The 18,866-nt window shown below is 40.4% G+C and carries 16 protein-coding genes; 8 read left to right on the top strand and 8 right to left on the bottom strand.

Annotated features, from left to right (window positions below; genetic code table 11):
* Positions 1–100: 100 nt before the first annotated feature.
* The gene (locus ACZ43M_RS04680; RefSeq protein WP_464506268.1) at positions 101–2,434 is read right to left on the bottom strand and encodes a helix-turn-helix domain-containing protein; all 2,334 of its coding nucleotides are present in this window, start codon (positions 2,432–2,434) and stop codon (positions 101–103) included.
* A gap of 55 nt (positions 2,435–2,489) precedes the next feature.
* Positions 2,490–4,730, bottom strand: a complete 2,241-nt coding sequence (locus ACZ43M_RS04675; RefSeq protein WP_464506267.1) for an ATP-binding cassette domain-containing protein — start codon at positions 4,728–4,730, stop codon at positions 2,490–2,492.
* Positions 4,731–4,978: 248 nt separating this feature from the next.
* On the opposite strand from ACZ43M_RS04675, the gene ACZ43M_RS04670 reads away from it, so the two are divergent.
* On the top strand, positions 4,979–5,389 hold the full coding sequence (locus ACZ43M_RS04670; protein WP_464506266.1) for a hypothetical protein: 411 nt from the start codon (positions 4,979–4,981) through the stop codon (positions 5,387–5,389).
* Between the two features lie 651 nt (positions 5,390–6,040).
* On the opposite strand, the gene ACZ43M_RS04665 is transcribed toward ACZ43M_RS04670, so the two are convergent.
* A complete protein-coding gene (locus ACZ43M_RS04665; protein ID WP_464506265.1) occupies positions 6,041–6,868 on the bottom strand; it encodes an MBL fold metallo-hydrolase in 828 nt (275 codons plus the stop codon).
* A gap of 148 nt (positions 6,869–7,016) precedes the next feature.
* Between ACZ43M_RS04665 and ACZ43M_RS04660 the strand changes: the two genes are divergently transcribed.
* The 3 genes from ACZ43M_RS04660 (at position 7,017) to ACZ43M_RS04650 (ending at position 8,871) form a co-directional block, all read left to right on the top strand.
* Positions 7,017–7,427 (top strand): PTS sugar transporter subunit IIB, encoded by a 411-nt coding sequence (locus ACZ43M_RS04660; RefSeq protein WP_464506264.1) that lies wholly within the window; start codon positions 7,017–7,019, stop codon positions 7,425–7,427.
* A gap of 106 nt (positions 7,428–7,533) precedes the next feature.
* Positions 7,534–8,007 carry a DUF3291 domain-containing protein gene (locus ACZ43M_RS04655; RefSeq protein ID WP_464506263.1) on the top strand — a complete coding sequence of 158 codons (474 nt, stop codon included), beginning with the start codon at positions 7,534–7,536 and terminating at the stop codon, positions 8,005–8,007.
* Between the two features lie 237 nt (positions 8,008–8,244).
* The gene (locus ACZ43M_RS04650; protein WP_464506262.1) at positions 8,245–8,871 is read left to right on the top strand and encodes a metal-dependent hydrolase; all 627 of its coding nucleotides are present in this window, start codon (positions 8,245–8,247) and stop codon (positions 8,869–8,871) included.
* A gap of 50 nt (positions 8,872–8,921) precedes the next feature.
* On the opposite strand, the gene ACZ43M_RS04645 is transcribed toward ACZ43M_RS04650, so the two are convergent.
* Positions 8,922–10,451 (bottom strand): ATP-binding protein, encoded by a 1,530-nt coding sequence (locus ACZ43M_RS04645; protein ID WP_464506261.1) that lies wholly within the window; start codon positions 10,449–10,451, stop codon positions 8,922–8,924.
* A 224-nt stretch (positions 10,452–10,675) separates the two neighbouring features.
* Here ACZ43M_RS04645 and ACZ43M_RS04640 point away from each other — a divergent pair, with 224 nt between their 5' ends.
* Positions 10,676–11,200, top strand: coding sequence for an ECF transporter S component (locus ACZ43M_RS04640; RefSeq protein ID WP_464506260.1), 525 nt, complete (start codon positions 10,676–10,678; stop codon positions 11,198–11,200).
* A gap of 48 nt (positions 11,201–11,248) precedes the next feature.
* On the opposite strand, the gene ACZ43M_RS04635 is transcribed toward ACZ43M_RS04640, so the two are convergent.
* Positions 11,249–11,800 carry a cupin domain-containing protein gene (locus ACZ43M_RS04635; RefSeq protein WP_464507954.1) on the bottom strand — a complete coding sequence of 184 codons (552 nt, stop codon included), beginning with the start codon at positions 11,798–11,800 and terminating at the stop codon, positions 11,249–11,251.
* A 206-nt stretch (positions 11,801–12,006) separates the two neighbouring features.
* Here ACZ43M_RS04635 and ACZ43M_RS04630 point away from each other — a divergent pair, with 206 nt between their 5' ends.
* Complete coding sequence (locus ACZ43M_RS04630; protein WP_464506259.1) at positions 12,007–12,669, top strand: hypothetical protein; 663 nt, start codon at positions 12,007–12,009, stop codon at positions 12,667–12,669.
* A gap of 51 nt (positions 12,670–12,720) precedes the next feature.
* The gene (locus ACZ43M_RS04625) at positions 12,721–14,304 is read left to right on the top strand and encodes a glycine betaine uptake BCCT transporter (protein WP_464506258.1); all 1,584 of its coding nucleotides are present in this window, start codon (positions 12,721–12,723) and stop codon (positions 14,302–14,304) included.
* A gap of 257 nt (positions 14,305–14,561) precedes the next feature.
* On the opposite strand, the gene ACZ43M_RS04620 is transcribed toward ACZ43M_RS04625, so the two are convergent.
* Both ACZ43M_RS04620 and ACZ43M_RS04615 read right to left on the bottom strand, forming a co-directional pair.
* Positions 14,562–15,704: an IS91 family transposase gene (locus ACZ43M_RS04620; protein ID WP_464503642.1), complete on the bottom strand. Its 1,143-nt coding sequence runs from the start codon at positions 15,702–15,704 to the stop codon at positions 14,562–14,564.
* Entirely contained in the window at positions 15,701–16,567 is an 867-nt protein-coding gene (locus ACZ43M_RS04615; protein WP_464503641.1) for a tyrosine-type recombinase/integrase, read from the bottom strand. Before ACZ43M_RS04615 ends, ACZ43M_RS04620 begins: the two co-directional genes overlap by 4 nt.
* Before the next feature lie 856 nt (positions 16,568–17,423).
* Between ACZ43M_RS04615 and ACZ43M_RS04610 the strand changes: the two genes are divergently transcribed.
* Positions 17,424–17,939 carry an RNA polymerase sigma factor gene (locus ACZ43M_RS04610; protein WP_464506257.1) on the top strand — a complete coding sequence of 172 codons (516 nt, stop codon included), beginning with the start codon at positions 17,424–17,426 and terminating at the stop codon, positions 17,937–17,939.
* Positions 17,940–18,223: 284 nt separating this feature from the next.
* On the opposite strand, the gene ACZ43M_RS04605 is transcribed toward ACZ43M_RS04610, so the two are convergent.
* On the bottom strand, positions 18,224–18,730 hold the full coding sequence (locus ACZ43M_RS04605) for an N-acetyltransferase family protein (protein WP_464506256.1): 507 nt from the start codon (positions 18,728–18,730) through the stop codon (positions 18,224–18,226).
* Positions 18,731–18,866: the final 136 nt, after the last annotated feature.

Raw genomic sequence — 18,866 nt, 5'->3', positions numbered from 1 at the left:
ACCCCTTTTTAAAGGAGTCATTTTTCAACCAGTTTAAGTGCTAATATAGGTCATATTATTTACATGGTAAGAATCTAGACAAAAATTAACTGTATTTTTTTTACCTGAATGCTCTTCTCAGTTCAAAAAAGTGAATCGCATTAATCGTTAAGTAGGAATAAAACGACCATTCCCCGTCAATTTTCTCATCAAAGACTTTTAGTAATGGATGACTGGAACGGGTAATATAATCAATAATCTCTTTGTCCAATCCATATTTACTGTTATTTTCCCACCAATTTTTATACAAGGCGCCATTGTCCTTGTCAAAGACAAACTTACGCACCTGATATTCGCCTTTGGGGATTCCTTTGATTGTGACCCGCACTTCTTTTACTAACTTTTGCAGAAAGGTATCTTCTATTGAAAAATAGGGATTCACAATATTGTTATTCATTAAAATGATTTGATAGCCCGTTTCATTTTCGGTCATGATGTGATAAGCACCTTGTGAAACGACTTTCCCCCTCATCCTGTTGAAAAATGACATAGCATAATAAGCCGGCCGCTTTCCAGTAAAATAATGATACAGCTCCATTCCTTCCAGCGGAATATTCTTACCCTCTACATTTCTTTCATGGATTTCGGTATTGATCCAGAAACCCAGTGACTTCACCTCTTCTGCCACGGCAATCGCATCATGTAAGATTAACGCACCACGAAAAAATGTCCCATTTGTATACCTGGTATTTCCTGAAAAAGAACTCCAGTTCATTAAATGAAGCGGTTTTTCAATCGAGTGGCTTTTTAAGTAGTGAGTCAATTTGATTGTTTTTTTTCGAATAAAATCTTTTGCCCGTAAATAATTTTCATCAAGGTCATATTTATAATGGACAATTTCATTTGGACTTGCCTGAAAAGCAATGAAATCAAGTTGTTCATGTTGATGGAGAATCCACTTATGGACGTCATTCGTTGTTTCGGTTTGATAAGAAAATGGCAGGTATACCCCTACCTGGATGGAAGGAACGATTCCTTTCAACAATTGGTACAATCTTAAATAAAATCGTTGAGACTGGCGGCTGTCTAATGCAGCTTCATCCGTTATATACAGAACATGCCAAGAGCCAACATAATCTTCACTGAACATTTGCACGCAATGGCATACAAAATGGCGGAGTAATTGAAAATAGGACTCTTCGTCGGTACCTCTAAAGGTAACTTGGATGAATAAGGACAGTTTATGTGTCTTTAAAAAATCGATCACATCATCCGAGTTATAGTAAGGAGATGTGGTTGGAATCAATTCATCCGTTTCTACTGCCTGGTTTATCGTCCTTCCACTGATTAATTTATTAATGCTGATATAGGTTATATTTAACCCTTGTTTGGCTAATAACACTTGCCTGCGGACGTGTTCTTTTTGCAATTCCTTCAATTCGCCAATATGTACAATTTGATCAGGATGAGTCAATCGTTTACTGTTGGCCGATGTTAAATCGATGTTTAATTCTTCGGAATATGTCTCTGTCCTACTATAAGTTGTTGGTTGATCTCCTTCTGAAAGGAATTCACCTAATTTCAGCATCATTTCAGGGGAATTCAGAAAGGCGCCTCGATCCTCCAACTGGTAATACTTAACCAAATTCACTTGTTCTTTCACGTTCTTTTCACGAAAAGTATGGGGTGTCTCTCCGTACACCTCTTTAAATAAAGTGGAAAACGATTTTGTATTAGGAAAGCCATTTTTCATGGAAATATAGGTGATGGAATCCTTGGTATATTGTAGATCTTTTACGCTATGTTCTAAACGAATCTTCATGACATAACGGCTAAACCCAGTCCCGAAATGCTGTTTAAAATACCGTGAAAAATAACTGGGCGAAAGATAAAAATGTTTCGCAACATCCTCTAAGGTAATCGGTTCGTCAAAATGCTGATTTACATAGGAGATAATCTCCCGTAATCGCTGGTCATTCGAATCTATTTGATTACTATCCGATCTTGTTCCCTTAAATTGTTGAATTAAAGTAAGCAAGATTTTACAAATTAGAATATGAATCTCAAGCTGACTTCCTTCTTCTTGTCTGCAATAGGCTAGCAGCAATTCAGAGAGGAATTTACGCATTTGTGCTAGGATATTTTCTTTTCCTCGATTAATTTGCTGGGAAAATAACTGAAAATGATAATGACGATATTCCGGATAATACTTTGAGATAAAAGGATCAGGAATTCCCAGCGATAACACGGTGTTATTTCTTACAGCATGCACTTGATATAATTCATTTCGATTAATGACAAGCACATCATTTTCTTTCAGCTGATAAAATCCGTGGTCCATTTCAACGAGTATTTCACCTTCAAGCACAAGAAGAATTTTTACTCCTTGGTAGATTCTTGACGATAAAAACTCTATATTCTGCAAGAGCAATTGGAAACTATCTGCCTTTTCCATCCATTACCCTCTTTTCGATTTTTTTATTATATTAATTGAATTGGCAGTTATCCGCTTATAAATACCGTGCCGTAACCGACCGCTCGCAATTCAGAATCCCCGCCGGCGGCCCTTCGTACAAAATTTCGCCGCCGCCCGTACCGCCATCCGGTCCCAAGTCGATGATCCAATCGCTATTCCTGATCACGTCCAGGTGATGCTCAATTACAACGACCGTATTGCCCTTTTCTACCAGCTTATCAATAATAGCCAGAATATTAGATACATCAGACATGTGCAATCCGGTTGTAGGTTCATCGAGAATATAGATGTTCCCCTTTGTCGTTAGTTCCTTTGCCAGTTTCAGCCGTTGGCATTCCCCGCCCGATAAAGTATTCAGCGGCTGTCCTAAAGAAAGATAGCCAAGTCCTACTGTATTCAGGCTTTTCAATTTGCTTCGGATATCTTTTGCCTCAAAGAACTCCACTGCTTCCGCAATTGACATTTCCATAACATCGACGATATTGTTTCCCTTGTAGTGATAGTGAAGCACATCCTGTTTGAAACGGGAGCCTTGGCAGTCGCTGCACTCCACTTCCATTTCATCCATAAAGGACAAATTGAGCTTCACTGTTCCAGTCCCGCCGCATGTTTCACAGGCACCAGTAGAATTATAGCTGAACAATCCGCTTTCCACATTGTTCGCATCTGAAAATGCTTTGCGAATGGAATTCATAATGCCCGTGTATGTCGCTGGATTCGAACGGATATTGGCGTGTACCGCACTTTGGTCAATGGTAATAGCCTCTGGATAATCCTTTGCAAAAACTTCATTAACCAATGTACTTTTACCGGACCCTGCCACTCCTGTAACAGCAGTAAAAACCCCTTTTGGGACACGAATACTTACGTTTTTCAAATTATGTAGATTACTTTTTCGGCTTTCCAAAAACTCAGAAACCTGCCTCGGCTTTGGATTAATTTCTGTTTTGCGGCTTAAATAGTTCGATGTAAGGGTATCTGAATACAGGAAGTCCTGATAACTTCCGCTATACATGATAATTCCGCCATTAGACCCCGCATTGGGTCCAACATCAACAATATAATCAGCGATTTGAATAACATCCGGGTCATGCTCGACCACTAAAACGGTATTGCCCTTGTCGCGCAGTTTGACAAGCAATTCATTTAACCGGTGAACATCACGTGGGTGAAGGCCGGTGCTCGGCTCATCAAATATGTACATTAACCCCGTTAAGGTACTGGACAAATATTTCACCATTTTGACCCGTTGCGATTCACCCCCTGATAAGGTGGGAGTTTCCCTAGTGAGAGTCATATAGCTCAAGCCAATTTCGCAGAGATTTTTCAAGCGTTCCATAATGCCGTCTACAATTGGTTTGGCCTGGGAATCACCAACCTGCGGAAGAACTTTGATTAACTCATCCAACTGCATCGAGGTCAGGTCATAAATAGAGTAACCATTGACCTTGGATGATAGGACTTTCTCGTTATATCGTGCCCCGCCGCACGAAGGGCAGGTGCAAGTGGTTGTATAGTTCTGCAGCTTCTTCTCGCCAGCTTTTGACGTCTCTTTATCTTTTTTCACATTCTGACGCATGAATTTTACAGCCAAGCCTTCGTAGGTTGCATTGAATTCACTATTCATGTGCGTGACGACGACCTTTTGCGGTTCAGCGTAGACCAGCTTATCAAATTCTTCTTTTGTATAGTCTTTAATTTTTTTATCCTGATTAAAGAAACCAGATTCAGCATAAGCTTTCCATTGCCATGTGCCTGGTGCAAATCCTTGAAGTAAAATGGCTCCTTCGTTTAGGGACTTTTCCATATCCAGCGCAGCATCGAGATTCAACGTAATAATCTTGCCGATCCCTTCACATTTAGGGCACATGCCTGCGGGATCATTAAAAGAATAAGCATTACTATAACCGAGATGGGGCTGGGCAAAACGGGAAAACAACAAGCGTAACAGAGGATTAATGTCTGTGGCGGTTCCAAGTGTAGACCGTGCGTTGCCTCCCAACCGTTTTTGATCGACCACAACCGCCGTGGACAAATTTCTTATTTCATCCGCATCCGGCCTGCTGTATCGCGGCAGAAACAGACGTGTAAAGCTGCTATAAGTTTCGTTCAATTGCCGCCCTGCTTCTTGGGCAATCGTATCAAAAACAATCGAGGACTTCCCTGAACCGGATACCCCTGTGAAAATAGTAATTTTCCCTTTTGGAATCTGCAGATTAATATTTTTCAGGTTGTTCTCTCTAGCATTCACAATCTCGATCAACTCTTGGGCCATTTGAATCCTCTCCTTAGAAAATCTTCCACCTATCAAAAAATCCGCTCTTTCCAAACATGACAACAGTCTAGTTTCTATGATAGCTTTTAATTGGAAAAAATAAACTTCCATTATTACACTTTTTTTCCAACCTATACGGAATCCAATCATATCAATAGCGATATTATCATGGCAACCAAAACCTTATGGAAATCAGAGAATAATAGCTTTTAAATCCGCTTAACCTTGGGCTGGTATAGTTTGTCGGGATGAATCGGGAGTCTGATGAGATTTTCGTGATTCTTCCTGATACAGAACAACGTGTAAACGAGATTCGGGCGATTATTCAAGATTTTCAAAAAGACAATTTTAATGAATTTTCTTTAGATATCAGAACGGTCAGCCCTGGCAAGATGGACCCGGAAACAAAACTAAAACGGGACTTGTACACCATTTTTGAAAACCTGGTTGCAAAGAAAGAATATAGGGTCGAATATTTCAAGTATGCAACAGAAGGTCAGCTTGTTATCACCATCAAAGCATCGATAGACACCTATACTAAAGAACAATTGGCAGTGGCTGATCTGATAAAGTCCGATGTAAAAGCAGCTCTAGACAAAGAATATCAACAGCCTTATCAAATTGTGTTATTGGGAATTAACGATGAAAAAATAGAGTAATCACAAGAAGGATAGATGAGCAAATGGTGGCCCGCTCATCTATCCTTTTTAATTTTACTATTTCACGGGGAAAATCAAGGCTTCTTTTTTACCGGTGGCCCTCTTTTTACTACTTCACGGGTAAAATCGAGGTCTCTTTTTTACCGTTGTCCTTCTTTTTACTGCTTCTCGGGTAAAATCAAGGCTTCTTTTTTACCGGTGACCCCTGCTTCTTAACCTTCTCGGGTAAAATCAAGGCCTCTTTTTTACCGGTGGCCCTCTTTTTACTACTTCACGGGTAAAATCGAAGTCTCTTTTTTACCGTTGTCCTTCTTTTTACTGCTTCTCGGGTAAAATCAAGGCTTCTTTTTTACCGGTGACCCCTGCTTCTTAACCTTCTCGGGTAAAATCAAGGCCTCTTTTTTACCGGTGGCCCTCTTTTTACTACTTCACGGGTAAAATCGAGGTCTCTTTTTTACCGTTGTCCTTCTTTTTACTGCTTCTCGGGTAAAATCAAGGCTTCTTTTTTACCGGTGACCCCTGCTTCTTAGCCTTCTCGGGTAAAATCAAGGCTTCATATTTACCGCTATACCTCTTTTCACCACTTCACAGGTAAAAATAAAGCAGGGGTGATCCGCCGGAGCATTACATCCCGTCTAACCACCCTATCAATTAGGTTATCAGCGTTTTTTCATGTTGTTTAATAATCGAATGGACAATATGGGCTGAATCCCATTCACCGGAAGAGAAATACATAATGGGATATTTTTTTGGAAACAAAGTGCTATTTATTTCTTCAGGGGACTTTCCTTCATGATACAGTTTTAAAATATTCCCTTGCAGCTCTAATAAATACTCCAGCTTTCGCTCTAACGCCATGCGTCCATTTTTCAAGTGGCCTGCGTGGCTGCAAAACACCTGAGCAAAATCATAGGTTAAGATTTTTTTCAGCGAGTCGATCAGTACAGGGATATTCTCCTCCCTTAGTACCACTTTTGTTTTTTCCTGACAATAGAGGTCCCCGGTGAACAGTTGACCTGTTTCATCGTTTAAAAAGGCCAAATGGTCAATGGCATGCCCGGGAGTTCTGATTACTGCCCATGTGGCATTTCGAGAATGGAATGTGTCACCAATGCGTTCTGCACGAAACGGTTTGCGCTTCCCCCAAAACGCTTGGCGATAGAGCGGATAGTCTGCCTTCTTTCTGCAGTATGGAATCATGATGTCATTCATGAAAAGCGGCAGCTGAAGCTCCTCCTGTAAAAATGCCGCACAGCCGGTATGATCTTCATGAAAGTGGGTCAGCACCACTTTATCTATATCAAGCTGTTTAAAAAATGGCTTAAATAACTTTTCCAATGACTTTGCACCTGTATCAATTAAAATACCATCTATGCAGAAGCAATGAACATTTAGCTTTACACCTCGGAAAGCTACCGTTCCATTGCCCATCTGCACCCCGTTTACGGTGGTTTGAATAAAATTCTTTTTAAGCCACATGGACGCTCCTCCTATGCACTATCCTTTTTCTATAGTAGCATAAACTGAATGACTATTCATTAAATTCAAAAATCTATCCAGCACATGAAAGCGCTGTCGCTGAATGTAGTATAATAGATTAACAACTTCTACTAGTGAGGGATTGAACATGATTAAAATTCTATTATGCTGTGGCGGAGGCTTCTCCTCGAGTGCGTTAGCAACTAAAGTCCAAAAGGATATTTTAGAACATCACTTACAAAATGAATATTATATTGAATTTTCTCCATTTGGATTGGCAAAGGAGAAAATGCAGGACTTTGATATCGTGGTCTGCTGCCCTCATTTACGATTCGAAGTGAAAAGAATGATAGATACTGTACATCCTGATAAACCGTTTTATATTCTGCCTCCAAGAATGTACGGCCTCCTTGATATTCGCGATTTGTCTTTAGATGCCATTGATGCCATTGAATTATTCAATAGAACAAAAATAAACCCAGTGCATTTCCCTGGGGAAGAAAACACAATCAGGATTACCAGAAATGTGGCCTATAGAAAAATGATGAAGGCAAAGTGAGCAAAGAGAGGAATTTCTCTCTTTTTTTATTTAATAGAATTCAGTTGGAATGGACCAAACCTCTCTTGAATATAAGTTGGTAAAAAGCATAGATGGAGAGATGATCATGGCATTTGTTGCAATCTATACGGTTGGCAGGCTGAAACATCCAAACGAACACCCTGCCTCTCGTGAATTTTTTGAAGTGGGATACAAAGTTATGATGCAGGCTGAATTTTCTGGCCAAATGGTCAAGGAGTTTTCAACTTATGGGGTGCCAGATCCTAAGGAAACGGAAACAATCAAGGGGGACGGTGAGCCTGTTCTTACCCTTACGGTGTGGAAAAGCCTTCAATCTCTACACCACTTTACCTATAATGGCAAACATATGCAGGCCTTACAAAATCGGAGCAAGTGGATTGAAGCTCATCAAGGGAAACGCCCCACCTATGTGGTGTGGTGGTCAGAGCAGGTGAAGGATGTATCCTGGGAGGAGGCTTTCAAACGATACAACTATTATATTCAGCATGGGCCAACTCCGTATGCGTTTGACTTGAAGCAGGCATTTGATGAAAGTGGAGAAACGCTCCTGCTTAAATAGGAGGGGCCAATGAATAGCAGGAACTGAATGAACCCTCCCGACAATCTGTGCACCATTATGCAGGGTTCTTAAATGACAGTTGCTTCCGTACATATTCCATTATTTAACTATAACACTTAATCAATGCCTACAAAGCCAAAAAAAGAAAGCTATAGGGGTCTTAAGACCCTGAACAGAACAAATGTTTTGATATAAAATTAGGAAGGACCTATTTTCATATTTTTAGAGGTGAACAAATTGAATGGTACATCACACGCAGCAATAGGAGCAGCGGCAGGATTTGTTGTCGCTCAAACATATGAAACTTCTCCATCTGCAACACTCTTGTTTGTCGGATTGGGAGCAGTCTCAGGCTTAATCCCTGACCTGGATATTGACGGGAAACTTCGCGGGAAAATTACTCTATCGCATGAGATGATTCGGCTCTCTGCTTCTATCATTGGAATCATGATGATCCTGTATAGTTTCATAGAAAAAACATCCATGGAAAGATGGCTTGGAGCGGGAATCGGATGCTTGATTCTCGTAGTGGCCTCCCTCATTAAGCAAAAGCATATGCTAACGATTACAGGTTTAGCAGTTCTGGCGGGAGGATTTTCATTAGACGAACTTTGGATCATTCTACTGGGGATTTTCACTGTCGTTGCGTCGTTTACTTCACATCGCAGCTATACCCATTCTATCTTGGGCGTTGTTTTCTTTGGGGTGATTGCTTTTCATTTGGAGACTTCTCTAGGGATACAAGGGGTTTTCTATACCTGCCTCATTGGGTACATCAGCCACCTGGTGGCGGATTTGAAAATCCTGCCATTTAATAAACGCGGGGTTAAGCTGTTTTTACCACTGTCTTCCAAAGAGATATAACCTATGAAAAAAGGGTGACACCCCCAATACGCTTGGGAGTCTCACCCTTTTTAATTGCTTATGATCCTTTGATTGGCTGGATTTTTAAATGAAATAGTAAAGGTGGTCCCTTGATTCAATTTGCTATCCACATGAATGGAGCCCTTATGGTTTTGAATAATTTTAAAGCTGACCATAAGCCCTAAACCATTCCCTTCTTGCTTAGTTGTAAAAAATGGCTCCCCTAGCTTCTTCACCTGTGCTGCTTCCATGCCGATCCCTTCATCCTTAATGGTGACGACTATATTTTGAGCTGTCCTTTCCACCATAATCTCTATTTTTCCTCCAGCAGGCATAGCTTCCATTGAATTCTTGATAAAGTTTAGAAATACTTGTTTTAATTGATTCTTCTCTCCAGAAATCACGACATCCTCAATTGGAAGTTTGGATTCAAAATAGACATTTTTAAGATTGGCTTCCGGTTCCAGAAATTTAGTGACACTAGTTAATATACTATTAATATTACAGTCACTGAAATGAATCTGATGGGGCTTGGCAAAGACCATCAATTCACTGACAATAAAATTGATTCGATCAATTTCATCAAGAATCGTCTCTGCATAATACGGCTCTATTCCGTCATTATTCAAAAGCTGCACAAATCCCCTAATGGTGGTTAACGGGTTTCGGATTTCATGAGCAATACCGGCTGCCAATTCTCCGATCATCGACAGCTTCTCGGTTTTCTGTAACGTTTCTTCCGAATTCTTTTTCTCGGTAATATCATATTGGATGGAGATATGCTTATACCTTACGCCATTTGAATCAATAAATGGAATCAATGTTGTATCCAGCCAATATTTACTTCCATCTTTCGCTTGATTATAAATTTCGCCTTTCCATGCTTCCCCACTTTGGATAGTCTCCCATATTTCATGGAAGAATTCAGAAGAATGATAGTTTGAACCAATTATGCTATGGTTTTTCCCTATCAATTCTTCTCTTGAATACTTGAATAACTTGCAATAGTTATCATTCACATGTAAGATTCTATCTTCATGATCGGAAATGGCAAAAATGGTCGCTTCATTTAAGGCTCTCTCTAAATCCGCCAGTTCTCTAAGGGTCATGGTTAAATCCTTTTTCGATTCTTCTAAAGCAAGCTTCATAAATGTTATTTCTTCTGTGTAAAATTTTAAAAGAGTACTAGAGATAAGCTGGAATAGACTTTCAATTAATTTAACACACTCAAAATAGCTTTCAATGGAGATCTTTTTTTGAAGTAATTCTTGTTCAAGTAAATTAAAAATAGAAAGACGGAAACGATACACAACACTAATTATTTGATCTTGAGTGGCCCTAGATGTAATTAATCTATAACCAAGTAATTCTGCAAAGGTATTCAACTTATTTTTGTATTCATCAGTCTGGCTAATTAAAAACTTCCCTATATAAATAAATAGGTTCTCCTCGGGGTCCAATTGAACATCCAGTTCCTCCAATAAAGGACATGAATTCCCTGGAAGTGAATCGATTCCCTGAAAAATAGTTCTGCTTAATTCAATTACCCTTCTACCAATATACTCAATATGCCCGCTCATCTTATCCCTCGAAGTTATGTATTAATATCACTTAATACTTTGACAAAATTCTACTAAATTCCTCTATTTATAAAAATTTTCACACACAAGGCGGAACCATGGCACCATGGGGACGGTTCTAGTGGTCCCTGCGGGCTGATTTTACCCTCTAAAATAAATTTTATTATACAATGATAAAGTATTTATATGATATGATTATTTTTAAAAAAAGAAGGGGTAGGGTAATGAATACAACAATTTCAACAGGTGGAACAACAAAAACAAGAACCTTGGTCATTAATGCACTTTTCATCGCATTAACCCTCGTAGCCACTATGTTTATCAACATTAGGCTGCCAATCATGGGGAATGGCGGTTTAATCCACCTTGGCAACGTGCCACTGTTTATCGCAGCCATTGTTTTTGGCAGAAAAACAGGAGCCATTGCCGGCGCGTTCGGAATGGGCTTGTTCGATGTAATCTCCGGGTGGGCACTATGGGCGCCATTTACCTTTGTCATCGTCGGTACCATGGGCTATGTTGTCGGTCTCATTTCCGAAAAAGTACCAGGTAATCGATATTTTGTGAACACGCTGGCCATTGCGACTGCACTCATTATTAAAGTGATTGGCTACTATTTCACCGAAGTCATCCTATACGGCAACTGGATTCAGCCATTCGGCTCCGTTCCAGGCAACATTTTGCAGGTTGCCGTAGCAGGGATTATTGTCGTACCTTTGGTAGGACGCATAAAGAAAAGAGCGTTATAGACTTGAAATAAAGAGAATGGCTCGGTTCACGTTGACCGAGCCATTTTCTTATGAATGACCTTGTTCCGCAGCCATTGCAGCTGCTTTTGTTGGGTGAACTGTGCCAAATGGATGGTTAGGAGGAGCATAAATGGAGTACAGCTTTAATGGAACATTCCCTGTATTGGTTAGATTATGCCATGTTCCAGCCGGGACGAAGATGGCAAAGTCATCTGAAACATTCCTTTGAAAGTTTAAATTGTCTTTCGTTTTTCCCATTTGAACGATTCCTTGTCCTTGCTCAATTCGTAAGAACTGATCCACATGAGGATGAATCTCTAACCCAATGTCTTCGCCAACATTTAAACTCATTAATGTAAGTTGAAAATGCTCTCCCGTCCACAACGCAGTGCGATACGTATTATTTTGCCTTGCTGCCTCATTGATATTAATGACAAATGGGTTTGGTCCATAGTCTTTTAGCACTGTCGTTGGCCGGTATGGATCATATCCGTATGCATGCTGATAATTCCAGTTACTTGGTTGTCTGTAATAATTATAGGTCGCATTATTCACATAATTAGGATATGGATAATGATTCATATAAGGATGATTGTACATTTTACTCATTTCCCTTCACCTTTTATAAAACCATCCTATGCACCTATTCAAAAATCGTACATTGTTGTTATTTTTTTAGGCCTCCTGCTCTCCCCCCTTAATTACCTCAGACATGTTTTTTCAAAAATAAGGCAATCTAAAAATACCAACCAAATATGTTAAAAATGTTTTTAAGGTGAACTATGGATTGAAAGGGGTTCAGTTGCATGAAACTGTATCAAGTTAGAAAAGGGCAATTTGTCTATTATAACAATGAACTACATAAGGTTTATGGCGTTAAACCCATGTACAAGCTTTCCGTTCATCTTTTACGATTGCGCGATTTAACACAGCATATAACCAATGCCGCCAGCGTGGAGAGATACAGACCAAAAGATATGGACAGCTTTACTTTTAATCATAAGGCCTATACGCTCTATCAAAATCGAAAAGCCGAAGTCGGAGATTACGTTTTAATCCATAATCCGATGCCTGATTCACTTGATACCTATACATTAAACGAAATTGATGTCGCCGAATCGGTTGATCAACGCGGGGTCATTACTAGCAATTCTCATGGAATCAAGCATTATGAGTACTTATTAATGGTTCCCGGGCGTGCTCCTGACAGCCACCGCATCGATTATCAAAATGCTGAAGGTACTGAAGCCGAAGATTTACAAGACATTACCAGCAATCTTCCTAACAGTGAACTTTTGCCCACTTTAGGGGACATTTATAAAAAGAAGGACAGTCATGAAGCAGTTGAAGCAATGGTCATCGCCATAAAAGGTGGGACGGTTTACCTGGGTGGCGGTTTAGAACTATCGCAGGAAGAGTTAATGAATACCGATAAGTGGGAATTTTTATATAATCTCCTCGATAAATGATCTAGCGATATCACGTTATATACTTACACTTAGCCTTACTCGGAGGTTTCTATGGATAACAACAAGAATGCAGGAAACAGTGTGTTTTTCATCTCTTTATTTCTTACACTCATTTTCATTGTTTGGGGAGTCTTCTTTACGGATAATCTCACAAAAGTCACCGACATGATTTATAATGCCTCGATTGATTATCTAGGCTGGGTATACGTTGGTGCCACTCTATTCTTTGTGGTGTTTTCTGTTTATTTACTGCTCTCTAAATATGGCGATATTCGGCTTGGCCGAAAAAATGACCGGCCTGATTTCAACACGGCTTCATGGCTGGCGATGTTATTTGGTGCCGGGATGGGAATCGGGATTGTTTACTGGAGTGTCGGTGAACCGGTCACGCACTATACCAACCCTCCCTATGGGAAAGGCTTCACAGTTGATGCAGCTAATACAGCCATGCAGTATACATTTTTTCATTGGGGGCTGCATCCATGGGCGATTTACACTGTCATCGGGCTGGCGCTTGCTTTTTTCCAATACAACAAAAGGCTGCCAGCTGCCATCAGTTCAGCCTTCTACCCAATATTAGGTGACAGGATTTACGGGCCGATTGGGAAAACCATTGACATCCTGTCCATTTTTGCAACCGTCTTTGGGATTGCCACTTCTTTAGGCCTTGGCGCCATGCAGGTGACAGCCGGAATGCATGATATTTTTGGATTGCCAAACGAATTGTTCGTTCAGCTGATTGTCATTGTTGTCGCTACGGTCATCTTTATCATCTCCATCAATTCAGGCTTGGAGAGAGGAATCCAATACTTATCGAATGCGGCGATGATTTTTTCTTTTGCGATTATGCTTTTGATCTTAGTTGTTGGACCTACGGTAACCATTATTAAAGTGTTCTTTAATACGACTGGGCTTTATTTAAATGATTTTATCCATATGAGTTTACGGCTGAAGCCCTTTGGCGAAGGGAAATGGATTGCTTCCTGGACGCTTTTTTATTGGGCCTGGTGGATTGCATGGGCACCATTTGTCGGCATGTTTATTGCACGGGTTTCCAAAGGAAGGACATTAAGGGAATTTGTCATTGGTGTGTTGGTTGTCCCGACCCTCGGTACCTGTCTGTGGATGTCCATATTTGGCGGGGCTGCGCTTGATATTGTCCAAAAACCCGGCTTCAAACATCTAGCGAAAGAAATCGCCGGAAACTCAGAATTGTCTATCTTTATATTTTTTGACTATCTTCCACTAAGTTGGGTATTAAGCATTTTGGGGTTTGCCGTGGTTGCCATTTATTATATAACCGTTGCCGATACGGCCACCTTTGTATTAGGGATGCTGAGTGAAGGAGGTACCTTAAATCCATCAAACAAAATAAAAATGACATGGGGTGTCATCCAATCCGCATTGGCCGGAGTATTACTACTAGCAGGCGGTCTGAACGTCCTGCAAACAGCCTCCATCGCCGCCGCCCTGCCCTTTGCCATCATCCTAATCGTCATGTGCTTCTCCCTGCTCAAAGGACTAAAAAGCGAAATGGCCGTACAAAGGAGTGGCAAACGAAGCATGCAAGGGAACCATGGGGACGGTTCTTATAGGGGACAATCGGAAGTTTTGCGCGTAAAAAGGCACAGCTAGTGAACTGAACTAGCTGTGCCTTAGTGCTTTCTAATGAAACGCGTCCATTTGCGCAAAATTTTTGATTGCCCGAGAAGAATGAAGTCGCGGCCCCCTTCTCTATGGGGATTCAATCTTTTTCTTACCCTATTAATTTTTGTTTTTTCTTCTATTTTGAATCTGCTACCAGCGTTCCTCTTTGATTTTCATTGTTTTTGGGTAAACTTTCCCCCTCCCCACTGAAGAGGCTTTTTAAAATGGTATTCAGTTTTTTCTGCTTAAGGCAGCCCGTCTGATACGGCAGCCACCAGGTGTGCTTTTTTACAGGAAGGACATAAAGTGATGTCTTTCCCAATAAGTTTAGAAACTATTTCAATGGTACTAAGTCCTTCAAAAGCTGGTTTGTAGACTCGGCTTTGGGTTAAAATCCTGCAGATTCTTAGTTTGGTTTTCTTATTCCGGTTGGCCAGTATTCCGTAATGCCTGATTTTCACTAATCCCTTCGGGAGAATATGCATGAGAAATCGGCGAATAAATTCCACACCTCTCATCGTAATAGTGTTTTTCCGACTATTGTCCCGATAATTTTTTGCCCGAAAGGTGACAGTATCTTTACCAATTGAAATAATTCGTTGATTGGAGATCGCGATTCGATGAGTATAACGGCCAAGATATTGCACCACTGCCAATGGACCTGAGAAGGTTCTTTTCGTATAGCTATACCAGTTTATTGAATAACATTTGTCTATTAACCGCTGAAATTGTTTTGGATCTTCGTAACTCTTTGCCTCGTTATAAAACTGGAGTCGGTTCTGTTCATAATATTGCTTTAAAAAGTATAGATACTTCCCACGGAATTTCTTAGATAACACTTTTACAGGGATGAAAAACTTATGACTGGAGTTACACCAGCGATTTAGTTTGTTTAATCCTCCAGCCAATACCACGGTATGAATGTGAGGATGATAATGCAAATTTTGACCCCAAGTATGCAAGACAGAAAAAAAACCGATTTGGGCTCCCAAATATTTAGGGTCTTGGGCTAGTTCCGATAAGGTCTCCGAGACGGCTTTATACATTAAATCATAAAGTAGTTTCTGATTATGATAAATTAACATGTGCAGCTGTTCCGGCATGGTAAAAACCACATGAAAATATGGGGCGTTAAGGATATCCTTTTTCCTTTTATCAATCCAGACCTCTTTTGTCACCCCTTGGCACGACGGGCAGTGCCGATTCCGGCAAGAATTATAACTTACTTGAGTATGACCACAATTATGACATCCATAGGCATGGCCACCGAGGGTGGCCGTTCTGCAGTTCATGATTGCCCTAGCTGCCTTGGCTTGCCCTTTTGATGGTCTGTACTTTTCTACATACATGGGATAGAATTTCCGAAAAATTTCTTGGATTGTACTCATGCCTTATCCCCTCCGGTATCTAAGGGGCTCTTGATTCCCATGACACTCTTGGAGGTCATATGCAGGTACGTTAAAGTAGTTTTCAAACTCTTATGCCCAAGCATCTGTTGGATGAACACTGGTTCCACCCCATCTTCTAAAAGATGCGTGGAAAAACAATGTCTAAGTGTATGAGCAGAAATATTCGGATCAAGTTGAAGCTTGTCTTTTAACTTAATTAAGGTATTTTTTATCGTTTTGACATGAATAGGGTCCGACTTATCTCGACCTGGAAATAACCAATCATTCCGTGTATAATCTTTGGAAAAGTAATGTTTAAAATATTCCCTCAGCACTATCAGTGCTGTCTCGGATAGAATGGTATATCGATTGGTATTGTGTTTAGCGTTTTGGACGCGAACTCGCATACTCTTACTATCAATATCGCAAATTTTTAATTTAGCTACTTCGCTAACTCGAAGTCCACTGCCGTAAATTAATGCAAGAATGGCTTTATGCTTCAAGTTATTGGTTGAATTTAATAGTAAAAGAACTTCTTCTTTAGGTGGGATGACAGGGAAACTTTGGGCTCTTTTCATCCTCGGAACCTTAATAGAATTCCATTCCTTTTCTAAAACATAGGTATAGAAGAACTTAATCGCAGAAATGTAATTATTAATGGTTCCTGGGGATAGACCCTTGTCTTTTTTGAGGTAAAGGATGTATTGTTGGACATCCTCCAAGGTCATTTCTTCTATGGGTCTAGTGTGTTCCTGCATATAACTCAGAAAAGCGTTCATTCTGCGCCAGTACGATTCTTTTGAGGAATCCGGGGTGCCCTTAAGCTCAAAGTATAACTCCACTTTTTGTTCATATTGATTCATGATGTTTCCTCCTGATGTTGATTAATAGCTAAGTAATAGATCAATAATCAGAAGGCAGGAGGAGCCCTGTTTGGAAAAGGGAAAATATGTAGATTTATTTTTTGGAAAGTGCGTGATATAATCTTCAAGTGAAAAAGTATGTCCTTCCTTGGTTGTTTTGTTTGGCGATAAAACAATACCACAGAGAACATACTTTTTCATTTTTTTTATACTTTTTTAGGTGCGAGTGGGGTTTTAAAAAGCCATCGCGTAGCGATTTCGTTCTTCTGTTGGTCCTGCTTAGAGGGGTTGCGGGGGGCCGGCGGAGGGCCACGGGGACGGTTCTAATTTAGGCAATCGGAAGTTTTGCTCAAGTTTCGAAGCACTTTATAAGTAAACGGAATTTTAATCTAAAGGAATTACTTCTAAGGAATTATCGCAAAATTTTTGATTGCCTGAGTAAGCAGGAAGTTTTAAAGTTTTTGTACAAGTAATTCGACATCCATAGTCAAATTTCCTGCTTCTACTGGTTCCAGTCTCTGGATGAAGGACATTTTTCTAATTGTCCAATCGTGTTTTGTCCTTCATAACCTCGATGAAGGACATTTTTTTGTTGTCCTGCCTTGTTCTGTCCTTCATAACCTAGATGAGGAACATTTTTCCTTATAGCCCTCCCTTTTTGTCCTTCATATAATGAACTGCAGCAGGAATAAAGCGTTTCTGTCTGTAGGGAAAAGGCTCCTCAACTTTTTCCAAAGTTTCGCAAACTTTCCATTCCCTTTAAGGGTATATAGTTATGAAGATTTTTTTAGGAGTTAACGAGATTCATTTTGATATACCAAGCTCCTTTAGATGAACGGGAATGGAGAGATACACAATGAGTAAAATCGATATTTCGCAGGCTTATGAAAATTATAAGCAACGAATGTTATATATAGGCTATTCCATTACGAAAGATTGGCATTTAGCAGAAGACGTTGTTCAGGAAGCGTTTATTAAAGCTTTTAGAAAAATCGATACGATTGAAGATGGAAGCAAATTAGGTGCATGGCTTTCCTCGATTACCACTCGAACAGCCATCGACTTTATCCGCAGAGAGCGGAAAAGGAAAGGGCTGCCGTTTGAGGCAGAAATGCTGGAGATTTTAGGGAAGCAAATGGATCAGAATGTAGAGGTTGAAGTGGAAACAGCGATTTTGCAGGAGCAAGTTGAATGTGCGATTCAGGGATTGAATGAGCAGTATCGGGATGTCCTCACGCTGAAAGTAAATCAGAGCTTAAATGAACAAGAAATTGCCAGCGTCCTTGGCCTAAACCTTAATACCGTAAAAGTACGAATTCACCGGGGAAGAAAACAGTTGAAGCAGCTATTCCATGAGCAAATTAGCGCGTAAAGGAAAAAAGCCGGAGGAACCGGGGGGACGGTTCCAATGGCGCCGGATGATATAAACCTCAACGGGAACCAGGAGAAGCAGGAAATTTGACTATGGATGTCGAATTACTTGTACAAAAACTTTAAAACTTCCTGCTTACTCAGGCAATCAAAAATTTTGCGATAATTCCTTAGAAGTAATTCCTTTAGATTAAAATTCCGTTTACTTATAAAGTGCTTCGAAACTTGAGCAAAACTTCCGATTGCCTATATTAGAACCGTCCCCCTGGCCCCCCCTCCTTTGGTTTAAAGGTTCTTATAATAAAAGACGGTAGCATGCAATTCCCCATTGGCTGACTGTGCATAGTTCGGAATGCGGCCGGCCTCAATAAACCCAATCGATGTATAAAGCTGGTTAGAAGGGTCTCCTTCTCTTGTATCGAGTACCAAAAGTGAACGACCTTCCTGTCTGGCCCGTTCTTCCGCTTGCTGCATTAGTAAACGGCCAATTCCGTTTCTTCTAAAATCGGGATGGGTCATTAATTTGGCGATTTCCGCCCGGTGTCCCCCATTTTGCTTACCGCACAAATGCAGTTGCACACTGCCGGCAATCTTATCTCCCATTTTGGCAATAAACAGAATGACGCCTGGCTGCATCACCTCCTGCCAATACTGGCGTGCTGCCGCGACCTCCATTGGCGGCAAAAATCCAATTGACGCTCCCTCATCAACAACCTTTACCAAAAGCTCAGAAAGCTCATCCAGGTTCCCTCCAACTTCCACTAATTCTTCAATTTCAACTCTATGTACCATTACTCAAACTCCTCTTCCCTCATGGTTTACTCACTGGAATTTATCTTTACTAATTCAACCCAGCTCGCTAAATTCCTTTATTTTTTGTCATCAAAACGGGCACCATGGGGACGGTTCCACTGGTGCTTAACAACTT

The sequence above is a fragment of the Neobacillus sp. B24 genome (assembly GCF_055381825.1).
This window is presented reverse-complemented; position numbering and strand designations above follow the sequence as displayed.